Source organism: Streptomyces sp. 5-10 (assembly GCF_014712245.1).
In the GTDB taxonomy this organism is placed as follows: Bacteria; Actinomycetota; Actinomycetes; order Streptomycetales; family Streptomycetaceae; genus Streptomyces; species Streptomyces violaceusniger.
In genome coordinates this window covers 188,974-206,480 of sequence record NZ_JACVYG010000005.1, presented here as the reverse complement: position 1 = coordinate 206,480, position 17,507 = coordinate 188,974, and the positions used below count along the sequence as shown (strand labels likewise).

Genomic DNA, 17,507 nt, shown 5'->3' with positions numbered 1-17,507 from the left:
GGGGGTCTCAGCGACGAGTGAGGAGCGGACGTGCCCGCTGTCGACCAGCACCCGTGGCCGCGGGCCGCGGCCGTGGTGAGGGAGTGGCTGGCGGGCCCGGCCACGTCCGGCGATCTGGCCGCGGCCCGCGCCCAGATGGGCTTCTCGCTCGCCTGGCACATCGTGGTGGCCTGTCTGGGCGTGGGCCTGCCGCTGCTCACCCTGATCGCCGAATGGTGGGGCGTGCGCACCAGCGACCCCTCGTACCGGCTGCTCGCCCGGCGCTGGGCGCGGGCCATGGGGGTGCTGTTCGCCGTGGGCGCGGTCTCCGGCACGATCCTCAGCTTCGAGATGGGGCTGCTGTGGCCGGGGCTGATGGGACGTTACGGCCAGGTCATCGGTTTGCCGTTCGCCATCGAGGGCATCGCCTTCTTCATCGAGGCCATCTTCCTCGGCATCTACCTCTACGCATGGGACCGGCTGCCGCCGCGCCTCCATATGCTCACCGGGATCCCCATCGTCATCGCCGGTGTGGCCTCGGCGTTCTTCGTGGTGTGCGCCAACGCGTGGATGAACCAGCCGCGTGGCTTCACCGTCCGGCACGGCAGGGTGGTGGACGTCGATCCGCTCGCCGCGATGTTCAACCCGGCCAGTCCGCCGCAGACCGTCCATATGGTCCTCGCCGCGCTGATGGTGGCGTCGTTCCTGACCGCGAGCGTGTACGCGGTCTCCCTGCTGCGCGGCCGCACCGACCGCTACCACCGCGCGGGGTTCTTCATCCCGTTCGTCCTCGGCGCCGTCGTCTCGCCCGTCCAGCTCGTGGTGGGCGACTGGATCGCCCGCTTCGTGGCCGACTACCAGCCGGTCAAGCTCGCCGCGATGGAGGGTGTCTTCACCACCTCCGGCCATGTGCCGCTCACCGTGGGCGGTATCGCGGGCGACCACGGCATCAAGGGCGGTCTGGAGATCCCGGGCGGTCTGTCGCTGCTCGTCGGCTTCAGCCCCAGCACGGTCGTCCAGGGGCTGGACCAGGTGCCTCCCGCGCGGCGGCCCCCGATCACCGGCACCCATCTGGCGTTCGACCTGATGGTGCTCGGCGGGCTGTTCCTGATCGGGCTCGGGGTCTGGCTGCTGCTGGCCTGGTGGCGCACCCGGCGCCGGGGCGAGAGCGATCCGCTGGCCCGCCGGGGCACGCGCCCCTTCCTGTGGCTGGCGTCCTTCGGCGGCCTGGCGGCGGTCGTCTCCCTGGAGTGCGGCTGGGTCGTCACCGAGGAGGGCCGCCAGCCGTGGGTGGTGCAGGGGGTGCTCAGCGTCCGGGACGCGGTGAATCCCGCCCCCGGCCTCATGACCGGGCTGTGGCTGGTGCTCGTGGTGTACGCCGCGATGACGGTGGCCACCGTGTACGTCCTGCGCCGGCTCGCGGGCGAGCGCCCGGTCCCGGTGGCCCCGCAGGAGGCCGATGTGACCGGCTATCCGGTCGTGTGAACCGCTGGAGGTCCTGATGCTCGCGGACACCGTCCTGGCGGTGATGTGGCTGGGTCTGATGTGCTACGCCCTCTTCGCCGGTGCCGACTTCGGGGCGGGGCTGTGGGATCTGGTGGCCGGTGGCAGCCGTCGCGGACGGCCGCAGCGCGCGCTGATCGAGCACGCCATCGGGCCGGTCTGGGAGGCCAACCACGTGTGGCTGATCTTCGTGGTGGTGATGTTGTGGAGCGGCTTCCCCGAGGTGTTCGCCGCCGTGATGTCCACCCTCTATCTGCCGCTGACCCTGGCGGCGCTCGGCATCGTCGCGCGCGGCGCCGCGTTCGCGTTCCGCAAGGCCAGCACCGAGCTGTGGCAGCAGCGGCTGTTCGGGGCCTGCTTCGCCACGTCCTCGGTCGTCACGCCCTTCTTCCTGGGCACGGTCGCCGGTGGTGTGGCCTCCGGGCGCGTACCCCCGGGCCTCGCCGCGGGCAGTACGGTCACCAGCTGGCTCAATCCGGCGTCCTTCCTGGGCGGTGTACTGGCCGTGGTGACCTGCGCCCATCTGGCCGCCGTCTATCTGTGCGCGGACGCGGCGCGCGGCGGCGGGCCCGGCCTGGTGCGGGCGTTCCGGCGGCGCGCCCTGGCCAGTGGGCTGGCCGCGGGCGCCGTGGCGCTGGTGGGCATCGCCGTGCTGCACGCCGACGCGCCACGGCTGTTCCACGGGCTCACCCATCGGGCCCTGCCCCTGGTGGTGTTGTCGGCCGTCACCGGTGTGGCCGGGCTGGTCCTGCTCATGCGGTCGCTGTGGGGCTGGGCCCGGGCGGCCGCCGCGCTCGCCGTGGCGCTCATCGTCTGGGCCTGGGGAGTGGCGCAGTACCCGCTGATGCTGGCCCCGGACCTCACCGTGGCACGGGCGGCCGCACCGCCGTCGGTGCTGGCCGCCGTGCTGATCGTGTTCGCGGTCGGGGCGCTGCTGCTGATCCCGTCCCTGGGCTGGCTCTACGCGCTCTTCCAGCGCCCGGAGACCGGCGCGGCGGCGGGCGCCGAGGACACGCGCTGAACGGTCAGGGCACACCGAGCGGTCAGGCGGCGTCGATCAGGGCCAGGTCCGGGGGGACCAGCGTCGTGGACATCATCAGGGCTCGGATCAGGTGGTCGTTGAGCGCGTTGCCGACCGGCTCGCCGACCTCCTCCCGGGTCAGCCAGGGCACTCCGTCCCGGGACAGCGTCGTGCGGACCCGGTTGACCAGGTGCTCGACACGCTTCTCGCTCCAGCTCTCCCCGGGGCGCAACTCCGCGAGCTGGGCGGCCGTCTGCCTCCAGGTGAGGGGCTGCGGCCGGGGCTCGTGGAGCAGATACCGCTGGCCGAGGACGACGAGCGCGAGCTTCTCCTCGTCGGTGAGCACCCATACGCGGGGCGGGCGGGTGACATCCCCGGGCAGGGCCACCGGTCGCTCGGTCTCGGGGCCGCTGACGAAGACCTCCAGCAGATGCTCGCGGTCGCGCGAGCCCCGGACGAACAGCGGGGTGTAGCCGGTGTCCAGGGGCAGTGGCTCCTCACCCGTGAAGAGCAGCCGGGACGGGAACCGGAGGGGCAGCCGGCCGTTGTTGGCGACCCACCAGCGGCCGTGGCGGTGGGTCAGTCTGCCCTGGCAGCGGCTGACCTGGGGGTCGTCCTCGCCGACACAGACGTGCACCTCGGGGCGGTTCCGCCCGAAGAGCAGTTCACGGCCGTCCCCGGGGCCGAGGGTCATGCCACCGGTCAGGGCGAGGGCGAAGGCGGTGCCCGGCACCGGCGCGGTCACCCCGCGGGCCAGGCTGCCGTGCGCGGCGGGCAGCGAGCGGCCGCCCGCGGCGGGACGGCCGGTGGCGGGACGGCGGGCGGCGGGGGTCCGCCGGGTGGCAGGGCGGTCGCCGCCGGGAGGTGTTGTGGTCATGATGCCGGGAGTTTCTTCGCGGCCGTGGCGGCGAGCGCCTTGGCGGTCGTGCAGAGCTTTTCGGTGGGCTTGGGCCCGTAGACGTTCAACGAGACGAACTCGACGGTGTCGTCACCCAGGGAGTTGCGGTACGAGCGGTGCAACATCTGGACCAGGCATGACTCGTCGTCCCACTCATTCGGCGACACGGAGCTCCGCTTGCCGGCGATGACCGCCCGCTGTCCGCCGTCCGTGGCGAACTGGTTGTCGCGGTTGAACACCACCTTCACTCCCGCGTCGCCCGAGCCGTCCGTCCACTCGCACTGCCAGTCCCCGAAGCCCGGGTCGCGGTCCGCCACCCGGACACCGGCGACCCGCTTGAGCTCATCGGTGTCCAGCAGCCGGCATGCGTGTCCCCGGAGCAGGGAGCTCGCCACGGGCTGCCCGGAGCGCCGGGGGACCTGGCCGCGGTCCAGCACGCTGACGGCGTAGTCGGTGGCGGCGTCGCCCAGTTGGCAGGGGTCGGGCGCCGGGGTGTCGAGCCGCTTGGTGATGATCAGGATCTGCTTGCGGTCGGCGGACGTGATGTTCCGCAGGCACTCGTCCCCGTCGCGCTCGTACGCGGCGACGGTGACACTGCCGACCCTTCTGGTGGGCACATCGCCACCCGGCTCCGGCGGGTCGGCGCTGAAGTTCAGCTGGACGTCGGCGATGTCATCGCCGCTCTCGCCCCGCAGCAGGACATCGCATCGATCGATCTCGCCGTAGTCCGGGTCGAGCACGGTATCGCCGAAGCGGCTGAGCGCGGCGGGGTTGAGCAACGTGCAGGGGTCGGCGGTCCGCGCGTCGCCCACGGCCCCGACCCGGCCCGTCCGGGCCCGCGAGTCGGCCGTACCAGACGCGCCACGCCCGCCGTCCTTCCCGGACCCGCGGCTCTCGTCGGAGCGCCCGTCACCCCACGGGCCGAAGAGGGCGGCCCACGCCACCAGGGCCGCGGCGGTGCCCAGCGCGGTCGCGGTGATGACCACCCGGCGGCTCGGGCGGCGCCACGCCCCTCGGACCGACGGCGGCACCAGGCGCATCGTGAAGGGCGTACGGTCCAGCGTGTCGCCATCGTGCGGGTCCTCGATGTCCTCGAGGTCCCTGAGGTGCGGGGACGACGGGGCGACCCGCCGCAGCAGCCGTACGGCCTGGTCGGCGGCGGGGCGCCGCTTCGGCTCCAGATGCAGCAGCTTGGTGAGCGCGTCCACCAGCGGTCCGGCCCGGTGCGGGGTCTCGATATAGCCCTCGATGGCCCGCGCCACATAGGCCATGGGATGCGATGCCTCGCCGTACGGGGACCGGCCCTCGATCGCCGCGTAGAGGGTCGCGCCCAGTGAGAAGACATCGGACTTCCGGTCGGCCGCCTCGCCCCTGGCCACCTCGGGCGGCAGATACGGCGGTTTGCCGCGCACCCCGCCCGTCTGGGTCATGGTGGCCTCACTCCACAGCGCCCGCGAGATGCCGAAGTCGGTCAGCTTGGCGACCCCGTCCTCGGTGAGCAGGACGTTCTCCGGGGTGACATCGCCGTGCACCACGCCCTCGGCGTGCGACTTCGCCAGCGCGGCGGCGATCTGGCAGCCGATGGAGGCCACCTCCTCCGGCGGGAGCGCGACACGGCCGCGCACCATGTCCGCGAGGCTGCCCCCGGACACGTACTCCATGACGATCCAGCAGATCTCGCCCTCGTCCACGAAGTCGAACACCGAGACGATGTGCGGATGGTGCAGCCGTGCGGCGTTGCGCGCCTCGTTGGTCAGGCGCGCCACCGCACGGTCGTCGTCCGGACGGGCACACTTCACCGCGACCTCACGGTCCAGCAGTTCATCGTGGGCCCGCCAGACGACCCCCATCCCACCTCTCCCGATGGGCTCCTGGAGGAGATATCGGTCGGCGACCCTGTCACCGGCCTCCGCCATCACCCGCACCCCCGCTACCCCGCTTCATCACCCGTCGCGTTCCCATGCCGCCACGGAGAGTACTTGCCGGTGAGGTCGGTGGGTAGCGCTTCCGGCGGATAGCCCCCGGAAAGAGGGAAGCCTCCGGCGCACGACGGTCGCTTCGCGAGCGGGGCGTCGGGAAGACGATGTGGAGCGCCGGAACCGGTGCTCCACGCCCTTCACCAAACGCCCTTTCACTTCACGATGTCCTCCTTGACGACGATGTGGCCGGAGTCGGGATTGAGGACTCCGCCGAGCCGGGAGTACGCGCCGTCGGTCAGGTCCAGACACTTGGGTACGGACGGCGTCCAGCCGAAGGTGCCGCGGTCGTTGACGCGCACGACCAGCGACCTGCCGTTGGCCACGTTGGTGACCTTCACCTTGGTCCCGAACGGCAGCTGGGGGCTGCGGCTGAGGGAGGTGGCGGCGGTGTCCGCGTTGTTGTCGAAGAGTTCGCCGCTGGCGGTGTAGGCGCCGGGCGGTATGTAGCCGTAGTGCGTGGCCCAGCAGTTCTGCCCGGGCGGCGGGGTGTCGCTGGTGGCGGCGGTGCTCGTCGGGGCGACGGTCACTACGGCGGTCAGCGCGGCGGCCCCGACCGCCAGTCGGCCGATCAGCGTTGCCTTGCGCATGGCGGAGTACCTCGTTTCGGTTGTCGTGGCGTGGTGGGGTGCGGTGTGTGAGCGGCGTGGTGTGACTGGTGTGGTGTGAGCGTGAGTGGCCTTGTCTCACCCGGCCGCGCGATAGGCGGCGCCGCTCTCGTTGGGTGTCGCGCCGTTGTAGAGACCGGTGCCGCCGCGGTCCGCGGAGAGGGTGAACCACGCGTACCGTTCGACGAAGGACAGCCCCTGGAGCATGGCGGTGGACTTCTTCACGAAGGCGGCCTGCTGGGCCGGGGTCGGATACCTCGGGGTACCGGTCGAGAAGTCGATCAGCGCGTATTCGGTGAGCCAGATCGGCTTCTTGTAGCGGTTGTAGGTGGCCTGGAGATAGCCGCGCAGCTGGTCGGTCGCGCGGGTGGCGTCGAAGTCGGCGCCGTACCAGTGCAGGGGGATGAAATCGACCTTGTAGTTCCGGTCGGCGGCGCCCTTCATGAAGCGGTCGAGCCAGCCACCGGCGACATCGCCGCCGTAGGCCACCGCGGGCGCGCCGAGCCGCATACCGGTCGACTGGAGCCGGGGCCACAGGTCGAGCGCCTTGGCGACGGTCATGTTGGCCTGGCCCGCCATGTCCGGTTCGTTGAAGCCGAGCAGGGTCGTGCCCTGGCTCTTGGCCTGGTTGAGTTCGGCGTCGGTCACCGAGCCGGGGCCCCAGATCATGGGCACGAACTCGACCCCGGCCGGGGGCTGTATCTGCTCCTTGCCCGAGGCCCAGGTGTAGAACCAGCCGACCCCGGAATCGGACATCGCCGCGGTGACCCCCTTGAACTTCCAGGCGCTGACACCCTTCTTCTTCACCGCGGCGGTGGACGCGCCGGCATCCGTCTGGCTTCCCGCGGTCAGCAGGGTCACCACCGCCAGCAGTACGGCGAGAAGTCGCATCCTCCGCATGGCTAAGACCCCGCGTTGAAGGTGACGGTGAAGCCACTGCACTTGCCGCAGTTCTGCATCACCTGGTTGCCGGGCTCCTGGTCCTGCTTGGAGTAGGCGTACGCCTTGGGGCACCGGGAGGCGATCGCGTCGCTGTAGGGCGTCTTGACGTCCCGGTTGGGGTTGGTGCACAGCATCGGTGTGCCGTCCGCCCAGCGGGTGAGGTTGGCGGCCGGGCAGAACGGCAGCAGGTTCTGTGTGCAGCCCTGAGTGCCGCAACCTCCGCCACCAGCCGGGTCGTTGGGGGCGATGGTGATCGGGTTGGAGAACGCGTTGACGTAGCTCACGTTGTACCAGGGAGCGAGCGTGTCCCTGGTGTCGAAATTGAACTCGGCGAGGCTGACGGGCTGCTCGCCGAGCTCACAGTGGTCGGCGAACTTTCCGCAGTCCCCCACCTGGCAGTGGAAGGTGCTGCCCGAGGTGCCGGTGCACCCCAGACGCGCGAAGAACTTTCCACGCCAGTGGCCTGGGTCGGCGTTCTCGGGGATCGTCACCGACCCCGACTGTCCGGGTTCCAGGATGGGCAGTTTGGCGAATTGCTTGGAGCCGTCGGCGTTGACCGCACTGCCGATCCACACCTTCCGTCCGGTGTGATTGACGAAGGTGACCGTGTGGTTGGCCGCGAGGGCCGCCTTGGTCGCGGCGGGTGTGTTGCCGGTCGGCATCGCCACGCTCGTGGCCGCACTCGTCCCGGCGGTCGGCAGCAGGGCCGCCAGCACCACCAGTGCCGCGGTGGCCAGGCCGATCAGAATTCTGCGCATGACTCCTCCGTGGGAAGGGCGCTCAGTAGTTGTCACGATCATGACAATCCCGGCATCAGACACGGGCTCCGCGGCCCGGTCCGTCCATAATCGACCCAGCGACGGCGTGGCCACGGCAGCGGCCGACACCCCTGAGACGGGACGTCCGTTCACGGGGAACTCTCCGAGGTCCGGCCCCGGATGACGACATCCGCCCGAGGCACTCTCAAGAGCTGACGGGCCCCATGACACCGCCCCCGAACATATCTGTCAATGGTCTGTACCAAACTCCGGCCGCATCGGCGGCGCCGCCGCGAGGCCCCCGTGTGGTCGGCGGGTGTCACCTCACGCCGTTGGGGCGGAACTGGACGCTGATGCGCGGGCCGGTGGCGCGGGAGGATTTGGGGATGGCGTGTTCCCAGGTCCGCTGGCAGGAGCCGCCCATCACCAGCAGATCGCCGTGGCCGAGCGGCCGCCGTACGGCCTTGCCGCCGCCGCGCGGGCGCAGCAGCAGGTCGCGGGGCGCGCCCACGGACAGGATGGAGACCATGGTGTCCTCGGTCCTGCCGCGGCCGATGCGGTCGCCGTGCCAGGCCACGCTGTCCCGGCCGTCGCGGTAGTAGCACAGCCCGGCCGTGGTGAAGGGCTCCCCCAGCTCGGTGGCGTAGTGCGCGGAGAGCGCCTGCCGGGCCTCGGCCAGGACGGGGTGCGGCAGCGGGTCCTCGGCGCCGTAGAAGGCGAGCAGCCGCGGCACGTCCACCACCTGCTCGTACATGTGCCGCCGCTCGGCCTTCCAGGGGACCTCGGTGACGAGCCGGGCGAACAGGTCGTCCGCTCCCCTCAGCCACCCGGGCAGCAGATCGATCCAGGCCCCGGACCCGAGCTCGGTCCTGTGCGTCCCGCGCAGCGAGCCGAGACCGATGTCGTCGGTCTGGTCGAAGAGCGAGCCCTGGAGATACGCACCCATATGTGCAGCGTACCCGCGTAATCGAGCAAGCGTTCTACTGGCGGACCTGGACAGACGCACCCATGGCCGCTTCGGCGCCCCGCGCCCGGCCCCCTCCCGGCCACCGGGGCTGGGGCCCAGCACCTGGGCCGAGGTGCCGCGCCGCCCCCTGGACCCGGACCGGGGGCGGCATCTCACTGGAGCGCTGAGGGCCGGGCCGTCCGCAGGGCCGCTTCCCGGGTCACTCCGGGAAACGGCTGCGGTGGGCACGGCGGGTCAGCGGTTCGGCGATGGCCTCCACCAGCCAGTCCAGCTCGGACTGATGGGCCCGTACCGGGTTGCGCAGGACGCCGACCCCCTCGATGGAGATCTCCACCACGTCCCCGGCGCGCAGGGTGAAGTCGAGTGCGGGCACGATGCCGGTGCCGGTGGACAGCACGGCGCCGTCGGGGAAGGGCTGGGAGCGCCACAGGTGGTCCACCAGGCCTCGCGGGGTGCGGTGGAACGCGGCGGTGGACGTGGCCCCCCGGTACGCCGTCTCGCCGTCGCGCCACACCGCCATGATGATGTCCAGCGCGTCGGGCGCGTCGATCTCCCAGGCGGGCACGATGGCCGAGGACACGGCGGCGCTTCCGGCGTAGATCTTGGCCTGTGGGAGGTAGAGCGGGTTCTCGCCCTCGATGGACCGTGAGCTCACGTCGTCGGCGACCAGATAGCCGACCGTTTCGCCGTGTCGGTTGAGGACCAGCGCCAGTTCGGGCTCGGGGACGTTCAGCTCGGAGTCGTCGCGTACGGCGATCGGCTCGCCGTCGGTCACCACGCGCCACGGCGGCGATTTGAAGAACAGCTCCGGGCGCTCGGCATCGTAGATCCGCTCGTACACCGACTGCTCGGTGCTCTCCTCCACCCTGGCCTCGCGCGAGCGTTCATACGTCACCCCCGCCGCCCACAGCTCCATCAGCCCGTCCAGCGGCGGCAGTGGCAGGACGTCCTGCTCATGGGCGGCGGCCGGGCCGGAGGCGGTGTTCTCCACCAGGGCCCGCAGCTCCGTCATGGGCAGCCGCAGCAACTCGGCGATGAGCGGCGCACCGGGGAAGGCCCGGATCCCACCGGCGTCGTCGGCCACTCCGGTCCGTACCGTCCCGGCCTCATCGGCGAAGCGCACGATGCGTGTCATCTGTCGTCCTCTCCTCTCGTGACGGTGTGGTCGGTGCTCCTACCCAGCGGAGGGTGGTGGCCGTGCACACACCGGCCGCCACGATGCCGACGATGGCGGAGGCCTCCCCGCGGACCACCCTCCCTCGAGGAGACATCTGACCTGTGGAACGTAGGTGTCGCCTACAGGCTTTGACAAGGCCTCAATGACCACGAGTTTTCTTTCGGGTGACCTCTGGCGACCACAGCAGACATCTGACATGTTGGTCGGCGTTGCTCGCTTTTCCTCGCCCTTTTGCCCACAGGAGCGCGTGCCATGACCCTTCGCATCGTCGATGTCGAGACCATCGATGTCCGCTTCCCGACCTCCCAGCACCTCGACGGCTCCGACGCCATGAACGAGGCACCGGACTACTCGGCGGCGTACGTGGTGCTCAAGACCGCCGATGACGCCCCCTCCGGCCAGGGCGCGGCGGTGTCCGCACCCGGCGCCGAACCCCTGGAGGGCCATGGCTTCACGTTCACCATCGGCCGTGGCAACGACCTGGCGGTGCAGGCGGCGCGCGCCATCGGGGAGCGGGCCATCGGCCTGTCCGTGGCGGAGATCACCGGCGATCTGGGCGCCTTCTCACGCCATCTGCTGGGCGACAGCCAGCTGCGCTGGCTCGGCCCGGACAAGGGCGCCATCCACCTGGGCAGCGCCGCGGTCATCAACGCGGCCTGGGACCTCGCCGCCCGGCGGGCCGGCAAACCCGTGTGGAAGCTCCTCGCCGACCTCTCCCCCCGGCAGGTGGTCGACCTGGTGGACTGGCGCTACCTCAAGGACGTGCTCACCCCCGAGGCCGCCCTGAAGATGCTCGAATCCCGCGCCCCGGGCCGCGCCGAGCGCGAGAGTTACGTCCGCGAGCACGGATACCCGGCGTACACCACCAGCGCGGGCTGGCTCGGATACGACGACGCCAAGCTGGCCCGGCTCTGCCAGGAGGCCGTGGACCAGGGCTGGAACTCGGTGAAGCTGAAGGTGGGCGCCGATCTGGAGGACGACATCCGGCGCTGCCGCATCGCCCGCGGTGTCATCGGACCGGACCGCCGGCTGATGATCGACGCCAATCAGACGCTGGGCGTGGCGGAAGCGGTCTCCTGGGCCGAGGCACTCCGGGAGTTCGACGTCTGGTGGTTCGAGGAGCCCACCAGCCCCGATGACATCCTCGGACACGCGGCCATCGCCCGGCGGATCGGCCCGATCCGGGTGGCCACCGGCGAACACGCCCACAACGCGGTGATGTTCAAGCAGTTCCTCGCGGCCGACGCGATCGGCGTCTGCCAGATCGACGCCTGCCGCCTGGCCGGTGTCAACGAGGCGGTGGCCGTTCTGCTGCTGGCCGCGGCGTACGACGTGCCGGTGTGCCCGCACGCCGGCGGGGTCGGCCTGTGCGAGCTGGTCCAGCATCTGTCGATCTTCGACTATGTGGCCGTCAGCGGCTCCCTGGACGACCGTGTCATCGAGTACGTCGACCATCTCCACGAACACTTCCACGACCCGGTCCGCATCCGTGGCTCGCGCTATCTCGTCCCCGAGGCACCCGGCTACAGCGCCCGGATCCGGCGGGAGGCCCTGGAGACCTACCGCTACCCCGAAGGACCGGTCTGGAGCCACCGCGGCTGAGTGGCATCCTGGTCGCCATGTCCACCGATCCAGACCGCTCCGGCCCCGGCGGCGACGGTGTTCCCGCCGCCGGGAGCAGTGTCGTCGACATAGCCATCGGCCGGTTGCGCAAGCGCATCGAGAGCGGTGAGTTCACGCCCGGCCACCGGCTGCCGCCGGAGGCGGTGCTGGCGAGCGAGCTCGAACTCTCCCGCCCGTCGCTGCGGGAGGCGGTCCGTGCCCTGGCGATGGCCGGGGTCCTGGACGTGCGCCGCGGTGACGGCACCTTCGTCACCGATCTGCGCCCGGACCGGCTGCTGCGCGCCCTCGGCAGCTTCCTGGACCTGGCCCAGGACACCGGTCTGAACGAGATGCTGGAGTGCCGCAAGGTCCTGGAGCCGGGCGCCACCGCGCTGGCCGCGACCCGCATCGACGAGGCCACCCTCGACCGGCTCCAGGAGCGGATCGAGCGGATGCGCGGTCTGCGGGACCCGGAGGAGCTGGTCCACGAGGACATCGCCTTCCACGCCGACATCGTCGCCGCGTCCGGCAACCGCACCCTCGCCTCGCTGGCCGACTCGGTCACCCAGCGCACCGCCCGGGCCCGCGTCTGGCGCGCCCTGGTCACGTCCGATGTGCTGTCCTGGACCCACCAGCAGCACATGGACATCTACACCGCGCTCCGCGCCCATGACAGCCTGGCCGCGTTCACCGCGGCCAGCCGGCATGTGGGCGATGTGGAGCTGTGGGTCCGCGACCGGCTGGACGCGGTGCGCGACCGACGCTGACCACGCGGGGGCAAGTCCTCCGCGGATCAGGTGTCACGCCGTACGAGGAAGCGCAGCAGGGTGCGCAATTCCGCGTTCGCCCGGGGCGCGAGCGGCAGGCTCTCCAGGCATGTCTCCACGGCCGCGATGTGGCGTTCGGCCTCCTCCAGGGCCGCGGAGCGGCCACCGGCCCGCTCGATCAGGGCGGCCGCCCGGCGCGTGGTGGCGTCGTCCGGGATGTCCGGGGAATCCCGCAGCAGCGTGGCCAGCCGCTCGGCGGCCGGGGCGCCGGGGCCGCGGGCGCTCAGCGCGGCCAGCACGGGGAAGGTCTTCTTGCGCTGCCGCAGATCGCGGTGGACCGGTTTGCCGGTGACCGCGGGGTCGCCCCAGATGCCCAGCAGATCGTCCACCACCTGGAACGCCACGCCCATGTGGCGTCCGGCCCGGTCCAAGGCGGCCACGGTGGGCTCCGGCGCCCCGGCGAGCGCGGCGCCCAGGGCGGCGGCGCAGCCGAGCAGCGCGCCGGTCTTGTGCTCGACCATCGTGCGGTACTCCTCCGGCCCCACCGCCTCGGGTCCCGTCCACGGGCGCGACTCGAAGAGCAGGTCGTCCGCCTGGCCGCGGACGAGGTCGCCCAGCGCCGCGCTCAGCCGCCGCACGGCGGCCGCGGCTCCGGTGCCGTCCACGCCGGCCAGCGCCTCCACGGCCAGCGCGAACAGGGCGTCACCTGCGAGCACGGCCGGGCCGGTCCCGTACGCCTTCCACACGGTGGGGCGGGTGCGGCGGGTCTGGTCGCCGTCCATGATGTCGTCGTGCAGCAGCGAGAAGGTGTGCACCAGCTCCACCGCCACCGCTCCGGCGACCGCCGCCTCACCGGATGCCCCGGCCGCCTCCGCGCACAGCACGGCCAGGGCCTGCCGCACCCCCTTGCCGCCCGATCCCTCGGCGGGCGTACCGCCCACATCGCACCAGCCGAAGGAGTACGCGGCCATCTCGGCCACCCACGGGTGCAGCCGTCCGACCGTGCCGGCCAGCGTCGGGCGCACCAACTCCCGGCAGCGGCCGAGGATTTCGCCCGCGGTGGCGGTGGTCTCCTGCGCTCCGAGGAGCTCGGGGAACGTCGTCGTCACAGCGCCGCCTCCAGGACCTCGGTGAGGCCGAACTCCTCGCGGGCCCGGTCCACCATCCGGCGGGCGTGCCGCAGCCCGATGCGCTCCAGCACACCGGCCAGTTCGGACAGGTCATCGGCGGTTTCGGCGCGGTCGCGGCCCAGCCGGGCCAGGGACTTGATGAGCCCGAGCCGGGCGAGACCCTCGCCGCGCGGCTCGCTCATGTCGCGGAACTCGTCCAGGGCCTGCTGGTACATCGCGCGGGCCGCCTCGTAACGGCCCGCGCGATAGAGCACATTGCCGCGCATCTTGTGGTTGTACGCCAGCGCGCTCACCAGGTTCATCTCGCGGCAGGTCAGTTCGGCCTCGGAGAGCAGCTCCAGCGCGCGCTCCACGTCCCCGTCGCGTACGGAGACGATGTCGGCCATGCCCCGCAGCGCCCAGGCGTGTCCGCGCCGGTCCTCGGCCTTCGCGGCTATCTCCGCGGCCTCCTCGAACATCGCGTAGGCCGAGTCGTACGACCCGGTGTTGCGGTGCATCTGGGCGATGCCCTCCAGCGCCCATACGGTGTGGCGCGCCTCGCCGCGCTTCCGTGCCTCGGCGAGGAGTTGCTCGTGCAGCGCGCCCACGGCGTCGTAGTCGCCCTGGATACGGCCGGTCTCCGCCATCCCGGCGAGCGAGTAGCCACGGACGACGATGTCCCCGCCGCGCTCGCCGAGGTCGGCCGCGAGGCCGAGCAGCCGCCACGCCAGCGCCAGCGCGCCCCGCTGCCGGGCGAGGGTGCCTCCGCTCCACAGCGCCCATGCCATCGCGCCGAGGTCCCCCGCCGCGCGGGCCGCCCGGTAGCTGGCCTTCCACTCGCGGTCGGCGTCGCCCACCTGCCCGAGCCTCCGGTGTGCCTCGGCGACCGCGAGCCCCGCGCGGGCCGCCTCGCCCGGGGAGCCGCCCCGCTCGGCCGCCCGCAGCTGCTCGGTGCCCGCCGCCAACACCTCGACGAGGGACGAGTTCACGGACAGGGTGGTGAGGGAGCCCTGGTACTCAGGGGCGAATGCCTTGCCGTACATGGATGCCTTTCCGTCTGTTGGTCCCAGGAGCACATGGCTCTATACACCGAGTGCATACACGGGGTGTATGCACCCTATGTATACACGTGGTGTATAGGAGCCGGGAAACCGGCCCCGTCAGGGTCACCGGTACTGTGCGCCCGTTGTTGATCTAGACGCGATCGAGCCCGGAGAGGTTGACCGCCCGAGTAGGTCGATGGCAAAAAACCTCATGGGCCTGGGCTGGTCCGCGCCCCCGCCACCTCGCGCTCGATCCAACGGCAGATCACATCGACCACGTAGGCCCGCTCCGCGCGGCTCAGCTCCCGCCCCTTGGGGATCTCGTGCCAGCGCTGAAGGCAGGTGCGGCAGCAGGTGGCGGTCGCGTGCTGGGCGACGAACACGGGGTGGCCGCGATAGGGCGTCTGCTTGCCGTCCTTGTAGGGCTCGGCGGGGGCCAGCCGCTTGGCGATCAGGTCGTAGGCGTGCCAGCGCAACGTCGACGGTCCGGACAGCTCGGCCGTGGCCCGATCGCGACCGCGCAGATGGAACTTCGCGCGGAACGGATGGCGCGCGATGGCGGCCAGCCGCCGGTCGAGCGATTCGGGGCTCGGACCGGACGAGCCAGGGCTCGGCTGGGGCGCGTCAGGGGTCGGGTCGGACCAGTCAGGCGTCGGGTCGGACGCGTCAGGCGTCGGGTCGGACATCGAAGGCTCCCGGAGACGGCAAGGCCCCCTTCCGATCGTATGACGGCTGGCCCACGGCGCCATCGGCCGGGCCGGTCATAGCGCGCCCGCCCTCTGACGCCGGCCCAGTTGGGGCTCGCGTTGACGCGGACTCAGGAGCGTTGCCGGCCCGCCCGCCACTCCGGTGCGAGCACCGACCAGATCTCCATGTCAAGCCGCGTGCCCCGATGGAGACGGAACTCCCGCAGCACACCGTCCTTGGTCATCCCCAGCCGCCGGGCCACGGCGATGCTGGCCTCGTTCGTGGCCGCGGCCCACCACTCCACGCGGTGGATGCCCCGCTCCTCGACGGCCCAGTCGATGATCACGCGCGCGGCGCGGGTCACCAGTCCCCTGCCCACCGCCGACGGCTCCAGCCAGCAACCCGCCTCCGCGGTGCGCTGTTCGACGTCCATCGTCCGGAAGAGGACCCCGCCGACCAGCTTGCCGTCCGTCCAGATGCCGTGGATCCGCCCGGCGTCGGCCGCCGCCTTGTCCGCGTACCCCTGGAGGAACGCCCGGGCCGACTCCAGGTCGGCCGCGGCGTCCGCCAGCGCGATGTACCGCCCGATGAACTCCCGCCCCCGGTCCATATGGGCGAGGAACTCCTCGGCCTGCCACGGCTCCAGCGGGCGCAGCTCGGCGCCGTCCTCGCCCAGGGGTATCGCGTACATCGTCACCTTCCACCGTCCGAACCAGCGCGCGCAGTACGGGGGATCCTCTCACCGAGGGGCCGTCCGCGCGTTTCCTTTTGTACCTACTAGTATGTATGGTCGTGTCCATGGACACCCGGGAACGACTCATCGCAAGCACCCGTGAGCTGCTGTGGGAGCGCGGCTATGTGGGCACGAGCCCGAAGGCGATCCAGGAGCGCTCCGGAGCGGGCCAGGGCAGCATGTACCACCACTTCCGCGGCAAGCCCGACCTGGCGCTCGCCGCGATCAGCCGCAGCGCCGAGGAGCTGAGGGGCCGGGCGGAGGCCGAGTTCGGCGGCCCCGGCAGCGTGGTCGAGCGGATCACCGCCTATCTGCGGCGGGAGCGGGACGCGCTGAAGGGGTGCCCGGTCGGCCGTCTCACCCAGGACCCCGATGTGATGGCCGATCCGGAGCTGCGCCGACCGGTCGAGGAGACCTTCGCCTGGCTCACCGACCGGCTGGCCGGGCTGCTCGCGGAGGGCCGGGCGAGCGGCGAGCTCGGCACCGGGCTCGACCCGGTGGCCACGGCCACCGCGCTGGTCGCGGTGTTGCAGGGCGGCTATGTGCTGGCCCGCGCCGCCGACTCGGCCGAGGTGTACGCCCGGGCGATGGACGGAGTGCTCGGCCTGCTCACCGCCCATGTCCGCTGAGCCCCCGCCCTCACCCCCATTCCCCGAAGGAGAGCCCCCGACATGCCCTTCGTCCGCATTGACGCGCTGCGGGCCGACGCCGACCGGCTCGACGCGCTCGGCCGTGCCGTACACGACGCGCTGGTGGAAACCATCGGCTTCCCGCCCAACGACCGGTTCCAGGTCCTGACCAGCCATGACGGCACCAGCGGCATGCTGGCCTACGACGACTACCTCGGCGTGCCGCGCGACGACGGCATCGTCTACGTCGCGCTCACGATGCGCTCGGGGCGCACACCGGCACAGAAGCAGGCGCTGTACCGGCGGATCGCCGAGCTCGCCGAGGAGTACGCGGGTACCGAGCCGCGGAACGTGTTCATCACCCTGACCGAGAACGAGTCGGCCGACTGGTCGTTCGGACACGGGGTGGCGCAGTACGTCGAGGGATGAGACGTCGCCATCGGGCCCGGCATGGCGAGAATCCGTTGGGTTCTGTCATTTCAGCCTCTGGGTGATCCTCTCCCGGCTCCCTAGCGTGGGGCGGGCACCACCCGCCCCACGCCCGGAAGGAGACGCTGGTGCCCACCACGTTCGAAAGGAAGCCGGACGCCACCCGATGACCAAGATCCTGCTCTCCCTGCACGTCCTGGCCGCCATCGTGGCGATCGGTCCCGTCACCGTCGCGGCCAGCATGTTCCCGCCCGCGGCGCGCAACGCCCACGCGGCCGCCGCCGAGGGCGAGGCGGACCTGGGCACGGTCCGGCTGCTCCACCGCATCTGCCGCACCTACGCCACGATGGGCCTGGCCGTGCCCGTCCTCGGCTTCGCCACGGCCGCCGTGATGGGCGTCCTCGACAGCGGCTGGCTCACCGCCTCCATCGCCCTGACGGCCGCGGCCGCCGGTGTCCTGGTCGCCTTCGTCCTGCCCCGCCAGGGCGAACTCCTCGACAGCCTCGGCGCGAGCAAGGCCCCCGAGCGTTCCGACACCGCCCAACTGGCCATGTTCACGGGCGTGTTCAACCTGCTGTGGGCGGCGGTGACCATCCTCATGATCGTCCGCCCGGGCTCGACCACCGGAGCCTGACCCCGCCCCGTCTCCCGCGCTGTGGCCTGAAGCCGGTCACCGCGC

General features: G+C 71.7%; 18 protein-coding genes. 7 read left to right on the top strand and 11 right to left on the bottom strand.

Translation table 11 applies throughout. The features are described 5' to 3' along the window. Positions 1–30 precede the first annotated feature (30 nt). Together IEJ02_RS08665 and IEJ02_RS08660 are read left to right on the top strand one after the other, a co-directional pair. Positions 31–1,464: a cytochrome ubiquinol oxidase subunit I gene (locus IEJ02_RS08665; RefSeq protein ID WP_370467004.1), complete on the top strand. Its 1,434-nt coding sequence runs from the start codon at positions 31–33 to the stop codon at positions 1,462–1,464. 16 nt (positions 1,465–1,480) lie between these two features. Then, positions 1,481–2,503: a cytochrome d ubiquinol oxidase subunit II gene (locus IEJ02_RS08660; protein ID WP_191064202.1), complete on the top strand. Its 1,023-nt coding sequence runs from the start codon at positions 1,481–1,483 to the stop codon at positions 2,501–2,503. A 22-nt stretch (positions 2,504–2,525) separates the two neighbouring features. Here the strand turns inward: IEJ02_RS08660 and IEJ02_RS08655 are convergent, their stop codons facing one another. The 7 genes from IEJ02_RS08655 to IEJ02_RS08625 form a co-directional block, all read right to left on the bottom strand. Beyond that, positions 2,526–3,380, bottom strand: coding sequence for an FHA domain-containing protein (locus IEJ02_RS08655; RefSeq protein ID WP_223863582.1), 855 nt, complete (start codon positions 3,378–3,380; stop codon positions 2,526–2,528). Further along, positions 3,377–5,317, bottom strand: coding sequence for a serine/threonine-protein kinase (locus tag IEJ02_RS08650; RefSeq protein ID WP_191064201.1), 1,941 nt, complete (start codon positions 5,315–5,317; stop codon positions 3,377–3,379). The genes IEJ02_RS08655 and IEJ02_RS08650 overlap by 4 nt, the downstream gene beginning before the upstream one ends. Before the next feature lie 215 nt (positions 5,318–5,532). Continuing rightward, complete coding sequence (locus tag IEJ02_RS08645; RefSeq protein ID WP_191064200.1) at positions 5,533–5,967, bottom strand: septal ring lytic transglycosylase RlpA family protein; 435 nt, start codon at positions 5,965–5,967, stop codon at positions 5,533–5,535. Positions 5,968–6,063: 96 nt separating this feature from the next. Further along, on the bottom strand, positions 6,064–6,876 hold the full coding sequence (locus IEJ02_RS08640) for a glycoside hydrolase family protein (RefSeq protein WP_223863581.1): 813 nt from the start codon (positions 6,874–6,876) through the stop codon (positions 6,064–6,066). Between the two features lie 11 nt (positions 6,877–6,887). Further along, positions 6,888–7,685, bottom strand: coding sequence for a thaumatin family protein (locus IEJ02_RS08635; RefSeq protein WP_191064197.1), 798 nt, complete (start codon positions 7,683–7,685; stop codon positions 6,888–6,890). A gap of 319 nt (positions 7,686–8,004) precedes the next feature. Beyond that, positions 8,005–8,631, bottom strand: coding sequence for an alpha-ketoglutarate-dependent dioxygenase AlkB (locus IEJ02_RS08630; RefSeq protein ID WP_191064196.1), 627 nt, complete (start codon positions 8,629–8,631; stop codon positions 8,005–8,007). A gap of 220 nt (positions 8,632–8,851) precedes the next feature. After that, positions 8,852–9,787, bottom strand: coding sequence for a fumarylacetoacetate hydrolase family protein (locus IEJ02_RS08625; protein ID WP_191064195.1), 936 nt, complete (start codon positions 9,785–9,787; stop codon positions 8,852–8,854). Positions 9,788–10,081: 294 nt separating this feature from the next. Between IEJ02_RS08625 and IEJ02_RS08620 the strand changes: the two genes are divergently transcribed. Next, positions 10,082–11,431, top strand: a complete 1,350-nt coding sequence (locus IEJ02_RS08620) for an enolase C-terminal domain-like protein (RefSeq protein WP_191064194.1) — start codon at positions 10,082–10,084, stop codon at positions 11,429–11,431. 17 nt (positions 11,432–11,448) lie between these two features. Further along, complete coding sequence (locus tag IEJ02_RS08615; RefSeq protein WP_191064193.1) at positions 11,449–12,198, top strand: FadR/GntR family transcriptional regulator; 750 nt, start codon at positions 11,449–11,451, stop codon at positions 12,196–12,198. Between the two features lie 26 nt (positions 12,199–12,224). Here IEJ02_RS08615 and IEJ02_RS08610 read toward each other — a convergent pair whose 3' ends face one another. From IEJ02_RS08610 to IEJ02_RS08595, 4 genes are all read right to left on the bottom strand, one after another. Continuing rightward, positions 12,225–13,307 (bottom strand): polyprenyl synthetase family protein, encoded by a 1,083-nt coding sequence (locus IEJ02_RS08610; protein ID WP_191064192.1) that lies wholly within the window; start codon positions 13,305–13,307, stop codon positions 12,225–12,227. Beyond that, complete coding sequence (locus tag IEJ02_RS08605) at positions 13,304–14,350, bottom strand: tetratricopeptide repeat protein (RefSeq protein WP_191064191.1); 1,047 nt, start codon at positions 14,348–14,350, stop codon at positions 13,304–13,306. The genes IEJ02_RS08610 and IEJ02_RS08605 overlap by 4 nt, the downstream gene beginning before the upstream one ends. A gap of 209 nt (positions 14,351–14,559) precedes the next feature. Next, positions 14,560–15,036: a DUF4186 domain-containing protein gene (locus IEJ02_RS08600; protein ID WP_223863580.1), complete on the bottom strand. Its 477-nt coding sequence runs from the start codon at positions 15,034–15,036 to the stop codon at positions 14,560–14,562. Positions 15,037–15,167: 131 nt separating this feature from the next. Next, positions 15,168–15,728 carry a GNAT family N-acetyltransferase gene (locus IEJ02_RS08595; RefSeq protein ID WP_191064190.1) on the bottom strand — a complete coding sequence of 187 codons (561 nt, stop codon included), beginning with the start codon at positions 15,726–15,728 and terminating at the stop codon, positions 15,168–15,170. A gap of 107 nt (positions 15,729–15,835) precedes the next feature. Between IEJ02_RS08595 and IEJ02_RS08590 the strand changes: the two genes are divergently transcribed. From IEJ02_RS08590 to IEJ02_RS08580, 3 genes are all read left to right on the top strand, one after another. Further along, a complete protein-coding gene (locus IEJ02_RS08590) occupies positions 15,836–16,399 on the top strand; it encodes a TetR/AcrR family transcriptional regulator (protein WP_191064189.1) in 564 nt (187 codons plus the stop codon). Positions 16,400–16,441: 42 nt separating this feature from the next. Further along, positions 16,442–16,828: a tautomerase family protein gene (locus IEJ02_RS08585; RefSeq protein ID WP_191064188.1), complete on the top strand. Its 387-nt coding sequence runs from the start codon at positions 16,442–16,444 to the stop codon at positions 16,826–16,828. A 166-nt stretch (positions 16,829–16,994) separates the two neighbouring features. Beyond that, complete coding sequence (locus IEJ02_RS08580; RefSeq protein ID WP_191064187.1) at positions 16,995–17,462, top strand: DUF2269 family protein; 468 nt, start codon at positions 16,995–16,997, stop codon at positions 17,460–17,462. Positions 17,463–17,507 lie beyond the last annotated feature (45 nt).

Bases quoted from the DNA above. Each gene is read 5' to 3' on its own strand.
- IEJ02_RS08585 (WP_191064188.1), top strand. From the start codon at position 16,442: ATGCCCTTCGTCCGCATTGACGCGCTGCGGGCCGACGCCGACCGGCTC.
- IEJ02_RS08620 (WP_191064194.1), top strand. From the start codon at position 10,082: ATGACCCTTCGCATCGTCGATGTCGAGACCATCGATGTCCGCTTCCCG.
- IEJ02_RS08655 (WP_223863582.1), bottom strand. From the start codon at position 3,380: ATGACCACAACACCTCCCGGCGGCGACCGCCCTGCCACCCGGCGGACC.
- IEJ02_RS08595 (WP_191064190.1), bottom strand. From the start codon at position 15,728: ATGTACGCGATACCCCTGGGCGAGGACGGCGCCGAGCTGCGCCCGCTG.
- IEJ02_RS08640 (WP_223863581.1), bottom strand. From the start codon at position 6,876: ATGCGACTTCTCGCCGTACTGCTGGCGGTGGTGACCCTGCTGACCGCG.
- IEJ02_RS08600 (WP_223863580.1), bottom strand. From the start codon at position 15,036: ATGTCCGACCCGACGCCTGACGCGTCCGACCCGACGCCTGACTGGTCC.
- IEJ02_RS08580 (WP_191064187.1), top strand. From the start codon at position 16,995: ATGACCAAGATCCTGCTCTCCCTGCACGTCCTGGCCGCCATCGTGGCG.
- IEJ02_RS08635 (WP_191064197.1), bottom strand. From the start codon at position 7,685: ATGCGCAGAATTCTGATCGGCCTGGCCACCGCGGCACTGGTGGTGCTG.
- IEJ02_RS08645 (WP_191064200.1), bottom strand. From the start codon at position 5,967: ATGCGCAAGGCAACGCTGATCGGCCGACTGGCGGTCGGGGCCGCCGCG.
- IEJ02_RS08660 (WP_191064202.1), top strand. From the start codon at position 1,481: ATGCTCGCGGACACCGTCCTGGCGGTGATGTGGCTGGGTCTGATGTGC.
- IEJ02_RS08650 (WP_191064201.1), bottom strand. From the start codon at position 5,317: ATGGCGGAGGCCGGTGACAGGGTCGCCGACCGATATCTCCTCCAGGAG.
- IEJ02_RS08630 (WP_191064196.1), bottom strand. From the start codon at position 8,631: ATGGGTGCGTATCTCCAGGGCTCGCTCTTCGACCAGACCGACGACATC.
- IEJ02_RS08605 (WP_191064191.1), bottom strand. From the start codon at position 14,350: ATGTACGGCAAGGCATTCGCCCCTGAGTACCAGGGCTCCCTCACCACC.
- IEJ02_RS08615 (WP_191064193.1), top strand. From the start codon at position 11,449: ATGTCCACCGATCCAGACCGCTCCGGCCCCGGCGGCGACGGTGTTCCC.
- IEJ02_RS08590 (WP_191064189.1), top strand. From the start codon at position 15,836: ATGGACACCCGGGAACGACTCATCGCAAGCACCCGTGAGCTGCTGTGG.
- IEJ02_RS08625 (WP_191064195.1), bottom strand. From the start codon at position 9,787: ATGACACGCATCGTGCGCTTCGCCGATGAGGCCGGGACGGTACGGACC.